The organism is Variovorax sp. Root411 (assembly GCF_001425205.1).
In the GTDB taxonomy this organism is placed as follows: Bacteria; Pseudomonadota; Gammaproteobacteria; order Burkholderiales; family Burkholderiaceae_C; genus Variovorax.
On sequence record NZ_LMDW01000001.1, the window covers coordinates 958,298 to 977,078 of the forward strand.

Here is an 18,781-nt window from a genome sequence, read left to right on the forward strand (position 1 = left end):
GACCCATGACAAGAACACCCGCCCGCTGGCTGCGCCGCGGCATCGCCGCACTGGCCGGCAGCCTGTTGATGCTTTCGTTCGCAGCGCAGGCCGGCGCCCCGCAGGTCAAGACCCAGGCGCCGGGCTTCTACCGGATGATGCTCGGCGACTTCGAGGTGACCGCGCTGTTCGACGGCACCCTCGACCTCGAGCCCAAGAAGCTGCTCACCAACACCACGCAGGCGCAGGTCGGCAAGCTGCTCGATCGCGGCTTCGAAAAGGATGCCGTGCCCACCTCGGTGAACGGCTACCTCATCAACACCGGCAGCAAGCTGGTGCTGGTCGACACCGGCGCCGGCGGCCTGTTCGGCCCCACGCTCGGCAGCCTGCAGGCCAACCTCAAGGCCGCGGGCTACCAGCCCGACCAGGTCGACGACGTGCTCATCACCCACATGCACGGCGACCACGTCGGCGGCCTCGTGCAGGACGGCAAGCTGGTGTTCCCCAACGCCACCATCCATGCCGGCCAGGAAGACGCCGACTTCTGGCTGAGCAAGGCCAACCTGGAGAAGGCCCCCGCCGAGATGAAGGACTTCTTCCAGGGCGCGATGGTGTCGCTGAACCCGTACGTGGAAGCGGGCAAGTTCAAGGGCATGAAGGGTGGCACCGACCTGCTGCCCGGCATCAAGGCCGTGCCCGCCCACGGCCACACGCCGGGCCACAACATCTACGTCGTCGAGTCCAAGGGCCAGAAGCTGGTGCTGTGGGGCGACCTGATGCACGTGGCCGCCGTGCAGTTCGCGCAGCCGCAGGTCACCATCTCGTTCGACGTCGACTCGAAGCCGGCCGCAGTGGAGCGCAAGAAGGCGTATGCGGATGCGGCGAAGGGCCGCTACCTCGTGGGCAGCGCCCACCTGCCGTTCCCGGGGCTGGGGCACGTGCGGGCGGAGGGGAAGGGCTATGTGTGGGTGCCTGTGGATTACCAGCAGGTGAGGTGATGGGGCTTGGCTGAAGCGTATTTGCCTGCTCGAACGAACGGGGCAGGGCAAGGCCACGCGGTACGCGCTCGTTCTTGCAATGCAGCAGCGCGAAGCACGAATGCGTGGCCTGTAGCAAACTCGCCCGACCGCTCCGTTTCACGCCCCACGACCCCATGACCCAATCTCCTCCCGCCCTCGAAGTCCTCCCCCGCGACCTTTCTGCGTACCGCAAGGGCAACGTCGGCATCGACTACGTGCACCGCTTCGAGTCGGGCAAGCCCGGTCCGCACGTGCTGATCAACGCGCTGACGCACGGCAACGAGATCTGCGGCATGACGGCGGCCACACACCTGCTCGACAACAACGTGCGCCCGAAGATCGGCACGCTCACCGTGAGCTTCGCCAACGTGGCCGCGTACGAATCCTTCAACGAGGCGCTGCCCTTCGACAGCCGCCAGCTCGTGCACAACCTCAACCGCATCTGGTCGCCCGAGTGGCTGGACGGCACCGAGGACAGCCCCGAGCTGAGCCGCGCGCGCGTCCTGCGCCCGGTGGTGGAGGCGGCCGACCACATTCTCGACATCCACTCGACCAGCCAGCCCGTCGTGCCGTTCTGGGTCTACCCGGCGTTCGAGCGCAACGCCAAGGTCGCACTGGCCATCGGCCGACCGTCGGTGCACCTCGTGATGCCCGACGGCCTGGGCTCGGGCACCCCGCTGATCCAGTACGGCGGCCACGGCGGGCCGGACGGCAAGGGCGTGGCGATGGTGGTCGAATGCGGCCAGCACTTCCTGCGCTCGGCATCGGAACTGGCGACGGCCGTCACGTACGACTTCCTCGCGTACTTCGGCCTCGTCGACAAGGACCAGGCCGCGCCTGCGACCGAGCCGCAGCGGCGCTTCCAGCTGCTGCAGACGCACGTCATCAAGTCGCCGGAGTTCGCCTTCGTGCGACCGTTGATCGGCTTCGAGACTTTCGCCAAGGGCGAGCTGATCGCGACCAACGGCGACGAGGAAATTCGCGCGCTGTGCGACGACTGCACGATCTTCATGCCCGCGCAGCGCGTGATCGTGGGGCGCGAGGCGGTTTACCTGACGAAGCCGATCTGAGGTCCGCCGGCAGATCGGTGGGTATGGTCGAATGGTCGTTCGATGGCCTCAGGCTGCGATGAACAACGCCGGATCCACCATCGCCCGGTTCAGCATCACCGACCAATGAAGATGCGGCCCCGTCACGCGACCAGTCGCTCCGACTGCGGCCAATGGTTCGCCAGTCTTCAGCACATCGCCGACCTTCACATCGACCCTGCTCAAGTGGCAATACATCGTCAGCAGCCCGCCGCCGTGGTCGAGCCACACCGTGCCGCCGTTGAAGAAATAGTCCCCTGTATCGATCACCTTCCCGGGCAGCGGCGCGAGCACTGGCGTGCCCGTGCCCGCGGCGATGTCCATCCCGCTGTGTGGATTGCGCGACTGTCCGTTGAACACGCGGCGCAGGCCGAACGAACTGGAGCGGCGGCCCGGCACGGGCACGCGCATCTGCAGCGATGCATCAGGGGGCATGTCGGTGAGCGTGGCCATCACGGTGGCCAGGTGGTCCCGTTCGCGTTCGTAGCGCGCCTGATCCTCAGGCGAGAGGTCGACCGTGCGCGGCGCCACGGTCAGGCGTTGTTCGCGATACTGCTTCGGGGCCACCGTGTAGGCGATCTGCCGCTCGGGCCTGCCTTCGGCGCGCACCGCGATGCTGGCCTCGCCGGGCTCGGCCGCGAGCGGAATGCCGACCAGCGCGGTCCATTCGATGGCATCGCGGAGCACCAGCAGCGGCACATCACCCGCGAAGGCTTGAGGCCGCTTCGCTGACGGACCCAGCGACAGGCGGGCCACGCCGCCCGGCACCTGCGATGCATGCGGCCATACAGCGGGCGGTGGTTGTTTCTTCGTCTTGGACGCGGTTGCGGCCTTGGCCTGCATCGCGGGCAGCGCAAGAAGGCCGATGGCGCCGAGCACGGCGCTGCGGCGGTTCAGAACGGCGGAAGTGAGGTCGGGTGTGTGCATGGATAAGTTTCGAATGAAGGTTGCGCGGTGGTGCGCTATTCCCGCCAGGTTCCGGGTGCGAGTCCGTCGAGCGTATGAGGCCCGATCGCGGCGCGGATCAAGCGCAACGTCGGCAGCCCCACGGCTGCCGTCATCCGCCGCACCTGGCGGTTGCGGCCTTCGCTGATCGCCAGCTCGAGCCACGCGGTGGGAATGTTCTTGCGTTCGCGGATGGGAGGCTGCCGCTCCCAGACTTCGGGCGGCGGATCGAGCAGCCGCGCTCTTGCCGGACGCGTGGGGCCATCGTTGAGTTGCACGCCGCCGCGCAAGGCTGCAAGCGCTGCTTCGGTCGGAACGCCTTCCACCTGCACCCAGTAGATCTTCTCCATCTTGAAGCGCGGATCGGCAATGCGCGCCTGGAGCTTGCCGTCGTCGGTGAGCAGCAGCAGTCCCTCGCTGTCGGCATCGAGCCGGCCGGCGACGTAGACGCCGGGGATGTCGATGAACTCTTTCAGGCCGCGCCAGCGGCCCTCGGGCGTGAACTGGCTGAGGACGCCGTAGGGTTTGTTGAAGCGGATCAGGCGGGAAGAGCTCGGAAAAGTCATGAGCGCACAGGATAGCCCGGGTCTGTCCTGCAGCATTCGGGCCGCCTTGGAGATTCCAATCGGCTCATCACACAGGAGAACCCGGCATGACGATGCGAAGCCACATCCATCTCGCGTGCGTGGCGGCGGCAGGCCTTTCGATGGCTGCCTGCAGCAGCTCATCCCTGCGCGTCGGCGGCGCGCCCGAGGCGAGCGTCAAGAACTGCGTCGCTGCGGCCGCACGCGAACTGCGTGTGTCTCCTGGCAGCATCGTGGTGGACAGCGGCACGACGCCGCGCGACGGCGTCTACACGATCAACCTGAAGGTCGGGCCGCAGGGACGCTCCGCCGTTTGCACCACCGACGAGAACAGTGCGGTGCTGGGCGTGGTCTACAAGCGGCCCGGATAGCGGCGCAGGGCTTACTTGCCCCAGCTGTCCCGCATGCCCGCCGCGCGGTTGAACACGGGCTTGCCATCCGCGCTCGCCTTCGCGTCGAGCACGAAGTACCCGTGCCTCTCGAACTGAATGCCGACACCGGCTTCCGCCTTGGCGAGCGAAGGCTCGACGAACGCCGAGCACACTTCCAGGCTCGTCTTGTTCAACTCGTCCAGCAGCTCACCGCTGCCCGGATTGGCCGCGGCAAACAGCCGCTCGTACAGCCGCACTTCGGCCTGCACCGCATCCGCGGCCGCCACCCAGGTGATGTTGCCCTTTACCTTGATCGCATCCGCGCCGGGTGTGCCGCTCTTGGTGTCTGGAACCAGCGTGGCCTGCACTTCGACGAGCTTGCCGCTCGCGTCCTTGGTGCCGCCGGTGCATTCGATGACGTGGCCGTACTTCAGCCGCACCTTGTTGCCGGGGAACAGGCGGAAGAAGCCCTTGGGTTGCACTTCTTCGTAGTCGGTGCGTTCGATCCATACCTCGCGGCCGAGCTTGAATTCGCGGTGGCCCATTTCCGGGTGATGGGGGTGAACCGGCGCCGAGCAGTTGTCGAGCGCATCGTCGCCACCCATCAACTCGCCCCAGTTGGTGATGACGAGCTTGACCGGGTCGAGCACGGCCATGGCGCGCGGCGCGACGGGGTCGAGGGTGTCGCGCAGCGCGGCTTCGAGGCTCGCGTAGTCGATCCATCCGCCGGACTTGGTCGTGCCGCTGCGTTCGCAGAACAGCCGCAGCGCCTCGGGCGTGTAGCCGCGGCGGCGCAGGCCGGCGATGGTGGGCATGCGCGGGTCGTCCCAGCCATCGACGTATTTCTCCTCGACCAATTGGCGCAGCTTGCGCTTGCTGGTGAGCACGTGGGTCACGTTGAGGCGCGCGAATTCGTACTGGCGCGGATGGGGGCTGGCGACGAGGCCGCCTTCGGCGAGGCGGTCGAGCAGCCAGTCGTAGAAGGGGCGCTGGTCTTCGAATTCCAGCGTGCAGATGCTGTGGGTGATCTGCTCCAGCGCATCCTCGATGGGGTGCGCATAGGTGTACATCGGGTAGATGCACCACTTGTCGCCGGTGTTGTGGTGGGTGGCCCGGCGCACGCGGTACAGCGCGGGGTCGCGCATGTTGATGTTGGTGCTGGCCATGTCGATCTTCGCGCGCAGGATGGCGGCGCCGTCGGCGACCTGGCCGTCGCGCATGGCGCGAAAGCGCGCGAGGTTTTCTTCCGCGCTGCGGGTGCGGAAGGGGCTGTCGGTGCCGGGCGTGTTGAAGTCGCCGCGGTTCGCGCGCACCTCTTCGGCGGTCTGTTCGTCGACGTAGGCGAGGCCGGCGCCGATGAGGTATTCGGCGGCCTCGTACATGAAGTCGAAGTAGTTGCTCGCGAAGTACTCGTGCGGCTGCAGCGTGCCGGGCGCGCTCGGACGATCGGCCAGGTAGGTTTCGTAGCCGAGCCACTTCACCGCGTCGCGGATCGAGTCGACGTATTCCTGGTCTTCCTTCTCGGGGTTGGTGTCGTCGAAGCGCAGGTGGCTCACGCCGCCGTATTCCTTGGCCAATTCGAAGTTGAGCCAGATGCTCTTGGCATGGCCGATGTGCAGGTAGCCATTGGGCTCGGGCGGGAAGCGCATGCGCACCCTGGCCGGGTCGACCATGCCCTGGGCGTGGTGGGCGGCGTTGCCGGGCGATCCGCCCCATTTGCGGCCAGAATAGGCACCCTGTGCGAGGTCGTTCTCGATCACGTGGCGCAGGAAATTGCTCGGTGCAGCGGTCGTTTTGGCGCCGTTTTTGTCGGTCGGGGAGGTCATTGCCTCATTCTAGAGGGCACCCTTTATGGGTTACCTTTGGCAACGTTCTTCACAATGCCCGGTGCACCCCCTTTGCATTTGCCGCGTTCAATACATCCATGGGCGGTTCAGACCCGAACGCAGCCCACCGAAACAAGGAGTCCAGGATCATGAGCCTCACACGTTCAACTTTCTTCAAATGGGCCACCGCAGGCGTGGTGGCAGCCGGTGCACTGTTTGCAGCCACTTCCGCCAGCGCCCGCAGCGACGTAAGCTGGTCGGTCGGTGTCGGCCTTCCCGGCGTGGCAGTGGGCGTGGGCGCTCCGGCCTACTACCCGGCGCCGGTCTATGCACCGCCGGCACCCGTGTACTACGCACCCCCGGCCCCGGTCTACTACAACCCGCCGCCCGTGTACTACCGTCCGGCCCCTGTCTACTACGGTCCGCCGGCCTATTACGGCCCGCGCTACTACGGTCGTGGCTACTACCGCGGCCATGGCCATGGCCACTGGCGCTAAATTGCAACGTCATTCGTGACCGAATGAAAAAGCCGGCCCCCAAAAAGGGCCGGCTTTTTCTTGGGCGTTCGCCAGTCGATTTCACATGGCGCGGAAGAGATGGGCGTACAGGCGGCTGACCGGGATCTTCTCGGCCCTGCCACGCAGCATCAGGTGCAGCTTGCCGGCCTCGTCGCGGTGCACCGATTCGATGGCCGAACTGCGCACCACCACCGCCCGGTGCACCTGCCAGAAGGTGTCGGCGTCGAGCTGGGTCAGCAATTGCTTGAGCGGCGTACGGATCAGGTATTCGTGCGAGGCGGTCAGCACGCGCAGGTATTTGTCGGCGGCCTCGAAGTACAGCACTTCGTTGATGGGCACCATGCGCACGGTGCTGCCGCCGGCATCGCTGGCGGCGATCATGCGCAGCGGGGCGGGCGCCTCGGTCGCTGCGCCGGCTCCGGCGGCCGTCAGCACCTGGCGCCATTGGGCGAGCGTTCGTTCGAGCGCTTCGCCGGCCCCCGCGGATATAGGTGCGGGTTGCCGCGCGGCCAGCGCCTGCTGCAGCCGGCCCACGGTCTTGCGCAGCCTCTCCGGCTGCACGGGCTTGAGCACGTAGTCGATGGCCTGGGCCTCGAAGGCGCGGGTGGCGTATTCGTCGTAGGCCGTCACGAACACCAGTTGGGGCATCGGCGCTTCATCGATGGGCCAGCTGTCGGCCAGTTCGGCGGCGGCGCCCAGGCCGTCGAGGCCGGGCATGCGGATGTCGAAGAACAGCACCTGTGGCAGCAGGCGCAGCGCCTCGCGCACGGCGCTGCGGCCGTCGCCTGCCGTGGCGACGATCTGCAATTCGGGCCAAGCGGCGGCCAGCTCGGCCTTGAGGGCCTGCGTGAGCAGGGGTTCGTCTTCGGCAATGAGGGCGGTCGGGGTCATCTGCTTGTTGTTGTGTGGAGTCGTTGTTCAGACGGGCATGGGAAAGCTCAGCGTGGCGCAGGTGCCGCCGGCGGGTGAGGACGCGAGGCTCATGCGGCCCCGGGCGCCGTACACCGTGGCCAGCCGCTCGCGCACCTGCTCGAGCCCGAAGCCGCTGCCTTCTGAAGGCGGTGCGGCATCGAGGCCCACGCCGGTGTCGCTCACCTCGATCTCCAGCAGGCCGGCTTGCCTGCGGGCGCGCACGACGATCTCGCCGCCTTCCACCTTCGGCTCAAGCCCGTGGCGGATGCTGTTTTCCACCAGCGGCTGCAGCAGCAGCGGCGGCACGGGCGCATCGCGCAGGTCGTCCGGCAGCTCGAGGGTGTAGCGCAGGCGTTCGCCCATGCGCACCGACATCAGTTCGAGGTAGTCGCCGAGCCGCTCGAACTCGGCCGACAGCGGATGCGACAGCGCGCGCGAGCCGCTCAAGGTCATGCGCAGGTAGCTGTTGAGCCGGTCGAGCATGGCCACGGCGCGCGGCGGGTCGACGGTGATCAGCACGCGCAGGTTGGCCAGCGTGTTGAACAGCATGTGCGGCTCGAGCTGCGTCTCGAGCAGCTTGAGCCGCGCTTCCGTGGCGTTGCGCTGTGCCAGCTCGATCTGGCTTTGCATGTGCTTGCTTCTGCCGAGGCTGTAGAAGAAGAAGCACATGCCGACCGTCGCGATGATGGTGATCGTGGCGGCGGTGGCCAGCTTGTGGCCCTTGAATTCGAGGAAGTCGAATCGGGGCGCGCCGAACCAGGCGTCGCCGATGAGATTGCCGACGAAGAAGCCGACGACCATGCCCATGGCGATCAGGAGAAAGCCCGCAGGCCATCCTGGCCAGAGGGTTTCGCGGTGTCCGCTGATCAGCAGCCGGCCGATGTCGATGAACAGCCAGCTCACGGTGCCGATCGCCAGCGAATAGACCAGGTGGCCGGCCCAGTTGCCGCCGCCGGTGACGGTCATCGCGGTGGCGATGAGGCAGCAGAAGACGGCGGTGATCAGGCCATGCCGCAGCATGCTCCTCAGGTTCTCGGGCGCGAACCTGTTGTTTGCAGCAGGCAGGCCTGGGTTCACCCGCGGTCCCCGGCACCCAATGCGCGGCGCTCGCGCTCCACCAGCCTGTCGTAGAAGCCGCCGCCGGCCACGAACCAGACCACGGCGCCATGGATCAGCAGGCCCAGGCCCCAGCCCATGAGCGGGTACATCGCCCAGCTGCGGCCATGGGCGGCAGAGAGCGTCACGAGGCCGAGGTTGACCAGCACGTAGACGAAAGCGTGGATGTACCAGCCCATCTTGGCGCCTGCGCGGCGGCGGGCGCGGCGTTCGATGTCGGAGCGGGCGGGGTTCGATGCGATGTGGTTCATGACAACTCCTTGTATTGGACAGGAATGAAATCGGAGGCGGCCAGCGATGGCGGCGATGCCGCCTGCAAGGCCGCGCGCTGCCGCAGCTCCTCGGTCGTCTCGCCCGGTCCGTCGGGCTTCCAGCCCGGCGGCTTCACGAGGTAGCCGACGAAGGCGCGCACCGAGCGGGCCGAGGCCAGGTCGCGGAACAGCGCGCGCCAGTGCGTGAACTCGATCTCGAGGAGGTTGTAAGAGGTGATCGGGTTCACCAGCCCGTAGCGACAGGGAATGTCGGTGCGCTCGGGAATGTAGGTGCCGAACAGGCGGTCGAACACGATCAGCACGCCGCCGTAGTTGCCGTCCAGGTACTCCAGGTTCGAGGCGTGGTGCACGCGGTGGGCCGAGGGGGTGTTCAGCACCCATTCGAGCGGTCCGAGGCGCGGGATCCAGGCCGCGTGGATCCAGAACTGGTACAGCAGGTTCAGCGTGAACATCAGCAGGATCACCCGCGGCGGCATGCCCAGCAGCGGCGCCAGCATGAAGAAGGCCAGGGTGCCGGTGAGCTTGCCGGTCCAGCCGAAGCGGTAGGCGGCCGACAGGTTCAGCTGGTTCGGCGAATGGTGGATGGCGTGGGTGCACCAGAACCAGCGCACCCGGTGCGCGGCGCGGTGGTACCAGTAGTAGCAGAACTCCTGCCCGATGAAGCAGGCGGCCCAGCCGGTCCAGTGGTCCATCGGCAGGGTGAAGATGCGGTGGGCGTAGAACCAGTCCATTGCGCCGGTCCAGAAGGCCAGCGGCAGCAGCCAGCGCAGCGGGTATTCGCGCACCAGGAAGTCGACCACCGAGATGCCGGACGCCTTCCAGTCGTAGCTGCGCCAGCCGTTGCGCCAGGACAGCACGAGCGCCTCGGCGATGGAGGCGGCGAGCACCACCGTGACGGAGATCTTGAGGATCAGCAGGAGTACGTTCATGGCGGTGGTTTCCTGGAGGCTGCGGCTCGGGATCTTAGGCGGCGCGGACCGTGGCCGTCATGGCGTCAGTACGGATGGCCAGCTTCCACAGGCGCACTGCACGGGCCGCGAAGACACCGCTGAACGCGCCGTACATCACCGGGATCACCAAGCCGAAGGCGGCCTGCTGGCGCAGCTCGGGGTGCATGGCCAGGGCGGCGCCCACCACGTACTTGGTCAGGAAGATGCCCATCATGAGCATCAGCGGCACGGGGCTGCCGGCCACGTGGAAGCGGCGCGCTGCCGCGTCGTAGCGGGTGGCGGCTGGCAGCGGACGCTGCAGCACCAGCGCCAGCATCGCCACCGCCGCGGCGGCCCAGCCGAGCAGGGCGCCGAAGGAGTCGCCGAAGACCGAGACCACACCGTAGACCGACAGCGCGCCCATGGCGGCGGGCATCAGGGTGACGCGGCTCAGGCTCACGTTGTTGGCGAGCAGCTGCCTGGCGCCGAGCCACAGCAGCAGGAAGAACACGGCGAACACCCACTTGGGCGTGTGAAGGATGATTTGCATCAGCATGGTGGCGCTCCGTTGAAGTGAAGAAAGAAATCGGGAAGGGCTGCAAGGGAATCGATGAAGCGGACTGTGCCGGCGCCCGCCCGCAGCCGCCAGCGGCGTGCGACGAAATGCACGCGGGCGGCGCGGATTGCAGCCAGGCGGCGCGAATTGCGGATGCTCCGCGGGCAGCTTTACCGTCGCTTTACGGCGCAGCAAACAGCCGGACTACCATTCGGCGCTGTACTACGCTGGTCCGCACTCCTGCCCTGCATTTCCTGCACGCACCGTCCATGGAACAAGAAAAACCATCCGAGCCCCTGCCTCCCACCGTCTCGCCCACACATCCGACGGTGCGCAGGCGCCGCTGGGTCGGAGTGCTGCTGACGCTGCTGCTGCTCGTGGCACTGGGCGGGGGCGCCTGGTATCTGATCCAGCGGTCGAAGACGCCCGTTCCCGGGCCCGGTGGCGGCCCTGGTGCCGGGCGGCAGGGCGGGCCTGGTGGTCCGGGCGGCCCGGGTGGGCGCGGCGGCGGTGGCGGGGCCTCCAGCACGGTGGGCATCGCCACGGCCAGGCAGGCCGACATCCCCGTGCAACTCGAAGCGCTGGGCACCGTCACGCCGCTGGCCAACGTGATCGTCCAGCCGCAGGTGTCGGGCGTGCTCACGGCCGTGCTCTTCCAGGAAGGGCAGATGGTCAAGAAGGGCGACGTGCTCGCCACCATCGATCCGCAGCCGTTCCAGAACGCGCTGGCGCAGGCTTCCGGGGCGCGGCAGCGCGACGAGGCGCAACTGGCCGCTGCGCGCGTCACGCTGCAGCGCTACCAGACCCTGCTGGGGCAGGACTCCATCGCCCGGCAGGACGTGGACACGCAGGCCGCGCTGGTCAAGCAACTCGAAGGCACCGTGGCCATCGACCGCGCCAACGAGAACACGGCCAAGCTCAACCTCGCCTGGAGCCGTATCACTGCGCCGGCGAGCGGGCGCATCGGCCTGCGGCCGGTGGACGCGGGCAACTACATCTCGACCGGCACCACCAACGGCGTGGCGACCATCACGCAGATCGCACCCATCGACGTTGAATTCGCGATCCCGCAAGACCGCGTGCCCGAGGTGCAGGAGCGCCTCGCAAAGGGCGCCAGGCTCGACGCCACCGCCTTCGACCGCACGCGCACGCGCCGGCTCGCGAGCGGCAGCTTCGCCACCCTCGACAACCTGGTCGACACCGCGACCGGCACCGTCAAGGCCAAGGCCCGTTTCTCCAATGCCGACGATGCGCTGTTCCCGAACCAGTTCGTCAACCTGCGGCTGTTGCTGCGCACCGTGAGCAGCGCGGTGGTGGTGCCGGTCACGGCGCTGCGCCACGGCCCCAACGGCGACTACGTGTATGTGCTGAACGACGACAGCACGGTGTCGCAGCGGCCGGTGACGCGCGGCGAATCGAGCGTGGACAACGTGGCGGTCATGTCGGGCCTGAAAGCCGGCGAACAGGTCGTGACCGAAGGCGGTGACCGGCTGAAGGACGGCGCGCGGGTGCAGACCCAGGCCGACCGGCCGGCCACGCCGGCCTCGGGCGCCGCCTCCGGTGCGCGCCGTGGCAACAGGGAAGGTGGGCGCCGCGGCGAACGCGGTGCCCGGCGCGAAGGCGGCGGCGCCAATGCATCCGGGGCGGGCGGCGCACCGCCGGGACAGCCGATCGAGTCGGCCACGCCACCGGCCGGCGCACCGGTTCCCCCGGCCGCCCCAGCCGTTGCGCCGACGCCAGCCAACGGCCCGGCGCGCTGAGGCCGGCTCGCAGCAGCCACGCGCACGATGAGCCCCTCACGTCCCTTCATTCTTCGACCGGTGGCGACCTCGCTGCTGATGGTCGCCATCGTGCTGGCCGGCCTGGTGGCGTTCCGCTTCCTGCCGCTGTCGGCGCTGCCGCAGGTCGACTACCCGACCATCCAGGTGCAGACGCTCTACCCCGGGGGCAGCCCCGAAGTGATGAGCAACACCGTCACCGCGCCGCTGGAGCGCCAGTTCGGCCAGATGTCGGGGCTCGACCGCATGAGCTCGACCAGCGCAGCGGGCGTGTCGATCATCACGCTGCAGTTCTCGCTCGGCCAGACGCTCGACGTCGCCGAGCAGGAAGTGCAGGCCGCCATCAACGCCGGCGGCTCGCTGCTGCCGGCGGACCTGCCCGCGCCGCCGGTGTATGCCAAGGTCAATCCGGCCGATGCACCGGTGCTCACGCTGGCCATCACGTCCGACACGTTGGCGCTCACCGAGGTGCAGAACCTTGTCAACACGCGGCTCGCGCAGAAGATCAGTCAGGTCTCGGGCGTCGGGCTGGTGTCGCTCAGCGGCGGGCAGCGCCCGGCCGTGCGCATCCAGGCCAACACGCAGGCCCTCGCCGCCAACGGCATCGGGCTGGACACGCTGCGCACCGCCATCAGCGCGGCCAATTCGAACGGCGCCAAGGGCAGCTTCGACGGCCCCAAGCGCGCCTACACCATCAACTCGAACGACCAGCTGCTCACGGTCGAGGACTACAAGAACCTCATCGTCAGCTACAAGAACGGCGCGCCGATCCGCATGGTCGACGTGGCGCAGGTGGTCAACAGCGCCGAGAACACGCAGCTCGGCGCATGGGCCGGGACCAAGACGGGTGAGGGCGCAGAAGGCAAGCTCACGCCGGCCATCATCCTGAACGTGCAGCGCCAGCCGGGCGCGAACGTGATCGCCACCGTCAACGCCATCAAGAAGCTGCTGCCCGAACTGCAGGCCGGTTTTCCCGCGGGCCTGAAGATCGAAGTGCTCAGCGACCGCACCGCGGGTATCCGCGCGTCGGTGCAGCACGTGGAGATGGAACTGGTGCTGGCCGTGGTGCTGGTGGTGCTGGTGATCTTCGCCTTTCTCGGCAGCCTGCGCGCCACCGTCATCGCCAGTGTCGCGGTGCCCATCTCGCTCATCGGCACCTTCGGCCTGATGTACATGCTGGGCTACAGCCTGAACAACCTGAGCCTGATGGCGCTGACCATCGCCACAGGCTTCGTGGTGGACGACGCGATCGTGATGATCGAGAACATCGCGCGCTACATCGAGGAGGGCGAGAAGCCCCTGCAGGCCGCCTTCAAGGGTGCGACGCAGATCGGCTTCACCATCATCTCGCTGACGGTGTCGCTCATTGCCGTGCTGATTCCGCTGCTCTTCATGGGCGACGTGGTGGGGCGGCTGTTCCGCGAGTTCGCGGTGACGCTGGCCATCACCATCCTGATCTCCGCCGTGGTGTCGCTCACGCTCGTGCCGATGATGTCGGCGCGCTGGCTCAAGCATCAGCCGAAGAAAGAAGGGGGCACGGGCTTCGGCGCGCGCGCCCAGCGTTTCTTCAGCGGCGTGATGGTGCGCTACGACCGCTCGCTGCATTGGGTGATCGATCACCAGCCGCTCACGCTTTTGGTCGCCTTGCTCACCATGGTGCTGACCGTGGTGCTGTACCTCACCATTCCGAAGGGCCTGTTCCCCACACAGGACACCGGCCAGCTGCAGGGCCGCATCCAGGCGGCGCAGGACGTGTCGTTCGACCGCATGTCGCAGCTGCAGCAGCAGGCGGCCCGCGCGATCCTGGACGACCCCGACGTGGAGAATCTCAGCTCCTTTGTCGGGGTGGACGCCGCCAACAACACCATGCTGCACACCGGCAGCATGCTCATCAACCTGAAGTCCGGCCACGACAACCAGCAGAAAGTGATGGACCGGCTGCGCGAACGCGCGCGGCAGGTGGCCGGCGTCACGCTGTACCTGCAGCCCACGCAAGACCTGACCATCGACGCCGAGACCGGACCGACCGAATACCGCGTGTCGCTCGAAGGCGTGGACAGCGCGGCGATCACCGAGTGGATGAAGAAGCTCGTGGCGAAGCTGCAGGACTCGGACAAGGTGCGCAACGTGAGCAGCGATGCAGGGGCGCAAGGGCTGGCGGCCTTCGTGAACGTGAACCGCGACACAGCGGCGCGGCTGTCGATCACGGCGAGCACGGTGGACGATGCGCTCTACAGCGCCTTCGGGCAGCGCATCGTGTCGACGATCTTCACCGAGACGAACCAGTACCGGGTGATTCTCGAAGCCCGGCCCGGCATGGTGACCACGCCGCAGACGCTGGGGCAGCTGAACCTGATTGCCGGCTCCGGCACCGCGACGCCGCTGTCCGCCATCGCCGACATCACCGAGCAGCAGGCACCGCTGCAGATCACGCACGTGGCGCAGTACCCGGCGAGCACGCTGAACTTCGATACCGCGCCTGGGGTTTCGCTTGGCGCTTCGGTCGATGCGATTCGGGCGGCCGCCAAGGAGATCGGGCTGCCGAGCAGCGTGACGATGACTTTCCTGGGCGCTTCAGGGGCCTACGAGAGGTCGCTGTCGAACCAGCTGTGGCTGATTCTTGCCGCGGTGGTCTGCGTGTACATCGTGCTGGGGGTGCTGTACGAGAGCTACGTGCATCCGCTGACGATCTTGTCGACCTTGCCGTCCGCCGGCGTCGGCGCGCTACTGGCGCTGATGGTCACGGGCAATGACCTGGGGGTGATCGGGATCATTGGGATCATCCTGCTGATCGGCATCGTGAAGAAGAACGCGATCATGATGATCGACTTTGCGATCGATGCGGAGCGGACCCAGGGCAAGTCTCCGCGGGAAGCTATTCATCAGGCGGCGTTGCTGCGCTTCCGGCCCATTTTGATGACGACGCTGGCGGCCTTGTTTGCTGCCATTCCTTTGATGTTGAGTTTTGGGGAAGGCGCCGAGTTGCGCAGGCCTCTTGGCTTGGCGATCTTCGGCGGGCTGATCGTCAGCCAGTTGCTGACGCTGTTCACTACGCCTGTGATCTATCTGGCGTTTGACCGGCTGGGTGGGGGAAGCTCCCGGCAGGCTGTGATCGAGGAGGAGACGGTTTGAACCGTTTTGCTTCCTGCGGCTTGTTTGTTTCCCGAGGCCGGGAGTTCCGCCCGGCGGCGGACTTACTTTCTTTTGCTTCGCCAAAAGAAAGTAAGCAAAGAAAAGGCGACCCCACTGTCTGCGACCCCTTCGCTGCGCTCGGCCACCAAGCCATTGCAGGCGCTTCGCGTCTGCAATGGTTGGTATTGGTTGTCGGTATTGGATATTCAGTGGCCGAGCGTAGCGAAGGCCTGTCCCCAAATCCCTTCTGGCTGCGCCGAGGAGCGCAGCGTTTCGCGGATCAGGGCTCGCAGCTGTTTGAGCGAAGCGAGTTCTGCGAGACCCCGCGAAACGCGAGCACCGCAGGTTGCCCGCAGCGAAGCGGAGGGACGCAGACAGTAGGGTCGCCTTTCTTTTGCCTACGTTTCTTTGGCGAAGCAAAGAAAAGCAGGTCGGCCGCCGGGCCGAGACCCGGCCCCGGAACTCAACAAGAGGCAGTGAGATGAACCTCTCCCTGCCTTTCGTCCGCCGCCCCATAGGCACAGTCCTGCTGACCATCGGCGTCGCCCTCGCAGGCATAGCCGCGTTCTTCGTCCTCCCGGTCTCGCCGCTCCCCCAGGTCGACTACCCCGTCATCTCGGTAAGAGCATCCATCCCGGGAGCAAGCCCCGAGACGATGGCAACCAGCGTGGCAACCCCGCTGGAACGCCACCTGGGAACCATCGCTGGCGTGAACGAAATGACGTCCACCAGCTCGGTAGGCTCCGCAAGAGTCACCCTGCAGTTCGACCTGAGCCGCAACATCGACGGCGCGGCCCGCGAAGTGCAGGCCGCCATCAACGCCAGCCGCGTCGACCTTCCCGCCACGCTGCGCAGCAACCCGACCTACCGCAAGGCCAACCCGGCGGCCTCGCCGGTCATCATCTTGGCCCTCACGTCCAAGACCAAGACCCCGGGCCAGATCTACGATGCCGTCTCGAACATCGTGAGCCAGCGCCTGTCACAGGTGGACGGGGTGGGCGACGTGGAGATCGGCGGCGGCTCGCTCCCCGCGGTGCGCGTGGAGCTGCTGCCGTTCGCGCTCAACCGCTACGGCATCAGCACCGAGGACGTGCGCGCCGCCATCCAGGCCTCCAACGCCAACCGCCCCAAGGGCATGGTGCAGGGCGAAGGCCGCAAGCTCCAGATCTACACCCAGACGCCAGCCCTGCGCGCCAGCGACTACGCCTCGATGGTGGTGGCCTGGCGCAACGGCGCGGCGGTGCGGCTGCAGGACGTGGCCGAGGTGCTCGACGGCGTGGAAGACACGCGCACGCTGGGCCTCTTCAACGGCCAGCCGGCGATCATCATCCTCATCACGCGGCAGCCCTCGGCCAACATCATCGAAACCGTCGACAGCGTGCGCGCGCTGCTGCCCGAACTGCAGGCGCAACTGCCGCCCGACGTGACGCTGCAGGTGGCGTCGGACAGCACCAACTCCATCCGCGCCTCGTTGCGCGAGGTCGAGTTCACGCTGATCGCCTCGGTGCTGCTCGTGGTGCTGGTGGTCAGCCTGTTCCTGCGCAGCGTGCGCGCCACCATCGTGCCGGCGGTGGCCACCGTGGCGGCCCTGCTCGGCACTTTCGGGGTGATGTACCTGCTGGGCTTCAGCCTCAACAACCTGAGCCTGATGGCGCTCACTGTGGCGACGGGCTTCGTGGTGGACGACGCCATCGTGGTGCTCGAAAACACCAGCCGGCACATCGAGTCCGGCATGTCGCGCATGAAGGCGGCGCTGCTGGGCGCGAAGGAAGTGGGCTTCACCGTGCTGTCGATCAGCGTGTCGCTGGTGGCCGTGTTCATTCCGCTCCTGTTCATGGGCGGGCAGGTGGGGCGGCTGTTCCGCGAGTTCGCGATCACGCTGTCGGCGGCGGTGATGATCTCGCTGGTCATCTCGCTCACCACCACGCCGATGATGTGCGCATGGCTCCTGAAGCCCGGCGGTGAGCACGACAAGAACAGGCCGCAGGGACGCCTCGGCCGCATGGCCGCGCGCAGCTACGACTGGGTGCTCAAGCGCTACGAGACCAGTCTCGACTGGGCGCTCGACAGCAAGGCGCTCGTCATGCTCATTCTGGTGGCGGTGGTCGGGCTCAACGTCTATCTGTTCAGCGCCGCGCCCAAGGGCTTCTTTCCGCAGCAGGACAGCGGCCAGCTCAACGGCGGGCTGCGCGCCGACCAGAGCATTTCGTCGCAGGCGCTGGCCGACAAGCTGCGGCAAGTGATCGACATCGTCCGCAAGGACCCGGCGGTCGACACGGTGATCGGTTTCACCGGCGGATCGCGTGCGGGTGGCGGCTTCATGTTCGTCAACTTGAAGCCGGCCAACCAGCGCACGGAAAGCGGCCTGGCCGTGATCGCGCGGCTGCGGCCACAACTCAACGAGGTGACCGGCCTGCGCGTGTTCCTCGGCACCGTGCAGGACGTGCGTTCGGGCGGCCGCGCCAGCAATTCCACCTACCAGTACTCGCTCAAGAGCGACAACCTGACCGACCTGCGCACCTGGGCCACGAAGCTGGCCGACGAGCTGAAAACGCAGCCGGTGCTGACCGACATCGATACCGACCAGGACCAGAACGGCGTGGAGACGGTGGCCAAGGTCGACCCCGACAGCGCGCGCCGACTGGGCCTGACTTCCACCGCCATCGACAACGCGCTCTACAACGCCTTCGGCCAGCGGCAGGTGGCAACCATCTACACCGAGCTCAACCAGTACCACGTGGTGATGGAGTGGGCGCCGCGCTACACGCGCAGCCCCAATTCGCTGAGCGATGTGTACGTGCCGGCGACCAAGACCTCGGTGATCGGCGGGCAGACGGTGACCACCCAGGTGGCGGCGGCGACAAGCACCACGTTGGCCTCCGGCAGTTCGGCGGCATCGGCATCGGCCACGGCCGCGACGGTGCCGGTCTCGGCCAACGCGGGCCTGCGCGGTGCATCGACCGGCAACGTGCTCAGCAACACGGCCACTGCCCTGGTGCCGCTGTCGGCGGTGGCGAAGTTCGAGGAGCAATCCGTCGCAACCTCGGTAAGCCATGAAGACGGCGAGCTGGCGACCACGATCTCGTTCAACCTTGCCGAGGGCGCGAACCTCGGCGACGCGCGCGAGGCCATCGCCAAGGCCGAGGCGAACATCGCCATGCCCACCAATGTGCGCGGCGCGTTCGCCGGCACGGCAGCCAGTGCGCAGCAGTCGCAGGGGCAGCAGTTGATGCTGATCCTGGCGGCGCTGATCGTGATCTACATCGTGCTGGGCATCCTCTACGAAAGCCTGGTGCATCCGATCACCGTGCTGTCAACGCTGCCGTCGGCCGGCGTGGGCGCGGTGCTGGCGCTGCTGATGTTCCGCATGGAGTTCTCGATCATTGCGCTGATCGGCGTCTTCCTGCTGATCGGCATCGTGAAGAAGAACGCCATCTTGATCATCGACTTCGCGCTGGAAGCCGAGCGCTCGCGCGGCCTGAGCCCGCTCGAAGCGGTGCGCGAGGCCTGCCTGCTGCGCTTCCGACCGATCCTGATGACCACGCTGGCCGCCGCCTTGGGCGCGCTGCCGCTGGCCATCGGCTTCGGGGAGGGCGCCGAGCTGCGCCGGCCGTTGGGCGTGGCCATCATCGGCGGGTTGATCGCGAGCCAGCTGTTGACCCTGTTGACGACGCCAGTGGTCTACCTGTTGCTGGACAAGCTGCGCCGCCGCAGCAAACATGAACACGAATTGAGCCGTGCCACGCCCGTCTGAGA

The 18,781-nt window shown here is 67.2% G+C and carries 15 protein-coding genes; 7 read left to right on the forward strand and 8 right to left on the reverse strand.

From position 1 onward, the window contains the following. Positions 1–5 precede the first annotated feature (5 nt). Together ASC92_RS04475 and ASC92_RS04480 are read left to right on the forward strand one after the other, a co-directional pair. Positions 6–977: an MBL fold metallo-hydrolase gene (locus tag ASC92_RS04475; protein WP_056510778.1), complete on the forward strand. Its 972-nt coding sequence runs from the start codon at positions 6–8 to the stop codon at positions 975–977. 155 nt (positions 978–1,132) lie between these two features. After that, entirely contained in the window at positions 1,133–2,068 is a 936-nt protein-coding gene (locus tag ASC92_RS04480) for a succinylglutamate desuccinylase/aspartoacylase domain-containing protein (RefSeq protein ID WP_056510781.1), read from the forward strand. 48 nt (positions 2,069–2,116) lie between these two features. On the opposite strand, the gene ASC92_RS04485 is transcribed toward ASC92_RS04480, so the two are convergent. Beyond that, on the reverse strand, positions 2,117–3,013 hold the full coding sequence (locus ASC92_RS04485; protein ID WP_056510784.1) for a M23 family metallopeptidase: 897 nt from the start codon (positions 3,011–3,013) through the stop codon (positions 2,117–2,119). A 35-nt stretch (positions 3,014–3,048) separates the two neighbouring features. After that, entirely contained in the window at positions 3,049–3,597 is a 549-nt protein-coding gene (locus ASC92_RS04490) for a pseudouridine synthase (protein WP_157608975.1), read from the reverse strand. A gap of 86 nt (positions 3,598–3,683) precedes the next feature. On the opposite strand from ASC92_RS04490, the gene ASC92_RS04495 reads away from it, so the two are divergent. Further along, a complete protein-coding gene (locus ASC92_RS04495) occupies positions 3,684–3,986 on the forward strand; it encodes a hypothetical protein (protein ID WP_056510789.1) in 303 nt (100 codons plus the stop codon). An 11-nt stretch (positions 3,987–3,997) separates the two neighbouring features. Here ASC92_RS04495 and ASC92_RS04500 read toward each other — a convergent pair whose 3' ends face one another. After that, positions 3,998–5,812, reverse strand: coding sequence for a glutamine--tRNA ligase/YqeY domain fusion protein (locus ASC92_RS04500; protein ID WP_056510792.1), 1,815 nt, complete (start codon positions 5,810–5,812; stop codon positions 3,998–4,000). Positions 5,813–5,961: 149 nt separating this feature from the next. Here ASC92_RS04500 and ASC92_RS04505 point away from each other — a divergent pair, with 149 nt between their 5' ends. After that, the gene (locus ASC92_RS04505) at positions 5,962–6,309 is read left to right on the forward strand and encodes a hypothetical protein (protein ID WP_056510795.1); all 348 of its coding nucleotides are present in this window, start codon (positions 5,962–5,964) and stop codon (positions 6,307–6,309) included. 81 nt (positions 6,310–6,390) lie between these two features. Here the strand turns inward: ASC92_RS04505 and ASC92_RS04510 are convergent, their stop codons facing one another. The 5 genes from ASC92_RS04510 to ASC92_RS04530 are packed head-to-tail and all read right to left on the reverse strand — an operon-like array spanning position 6,391 to position 10,115. Then, the gene (locus ASC92_RS04510) at positions 6,391–7,221 is read right to left on the reverse strand and encodes a LytR/AlgR family response regulator transcription factor (RefSeq protein ID WP_056510797.1); all 831 of its coding nucleotides are present in this window, start codon (positions 7,219–7,221) and stop codon (positions 6,391–6,393) included. A 27-nt stretch (positions 7,222–7,248) separates the two neighbouring features. Further along, positions 7,249–8,262 carry a sensor histidine kinase gene (locus tag ASC92_RS04515; protein WP_056510800.1) on the reverse strand — a complete coding sequence of 338 codons (1,014 nt, stop codon included), beginning with the start codon at positions 8,260–8,262 and terminating at the stop codon, positions 7,249–7,251. Positions 8,263–8,315: 53 nt separating this feature from the next. Then, positions 8,316–8,609 (reverse strand): 2TM domain-containing protein, encoded by a 294-nt coding sequence (locus tag ASC92_RS04520; RefSeq protein ID WP_056510803.1) that lies wholly within the window; start codon positions 8,607–8,609, stop codon positions 8,316–8,318. Continuing rightward, the gene (locus ASC92_RS04525; RefSeq protein ID WP_056510806.1) at positions 8,606–9,559 is read right to left on the reverse strand and encodes a sterol desaturase family protein; all 954 of its coding nucleotides are present in this window, start codon (positions 9,557–9,559) and stop codon (positions 8,606–8,608) included. The genes ASC92_RS04520 and ASC92_RS04525 overlap by 4 nt, the downstream gene beginning before the upstream one ends. A 34-nt stretch (positions 9,560–9,593) precedes the next feature. Beyond that, entirely contained in the window at positions 9,594–10,115 is a 522-nt protein-coding gene (locus tag ASC92_RS04530) for a DUF6622 family protein (protein ID WP_056510809.1), read from the reverse strand. Positions 10,116–10,384: 269 nt separating this feature from the next. Here ASC92_RS04530 and ASC92_RS04535 point away from each other — a divergent pair, with 269 nt between their 5' ends. The 3 genes from ASC92_RS04535 (at position 10,385) to ASC92_RS04545 (ending at position 18,779) form a co-directional block, all read left to right on the forward strand. Further along, positions 10,385–11,875 (forward strand): efflux RND transporter periplasmic adaptor subunit, encoded by a 1,491-nt coding sequence (locus tag ASC92_RS04535; RefSeq protein WP_082519460.1) that lies wholly within the window; start codon positions 10,385–10,387, stop codon positions 11,873–11,875. A gap of 27 nt (positions 11,876–11,902) precedes the next feature. Next, positions 11,903–15,025, forward strand: a complete 3,123-nt coding sequence (locus ASC92_RS04540; RefSeq protein ID WP_056510812.1) for an efflux RND transporter permease subunit — start codon at positions 11,903–11,905, stop codon at positions 15,023–15,025. Between the two features lie 481 nt (positions 15,026–15,506). Further along, on the forward strand, positions 15,507–18,779 hold the full coding sequence (locus ASC92_RS04545; RefSeq protein WP_056510815.1) for an efflux RND transporter permease subunit: 3,273 nt from the start codon (positions 15,507–15,509) through the stop codon (positions 18,777–18,779). The last annotated feature ends 2 nt before the right edge of the window (positions 18,780–18,781 follow it).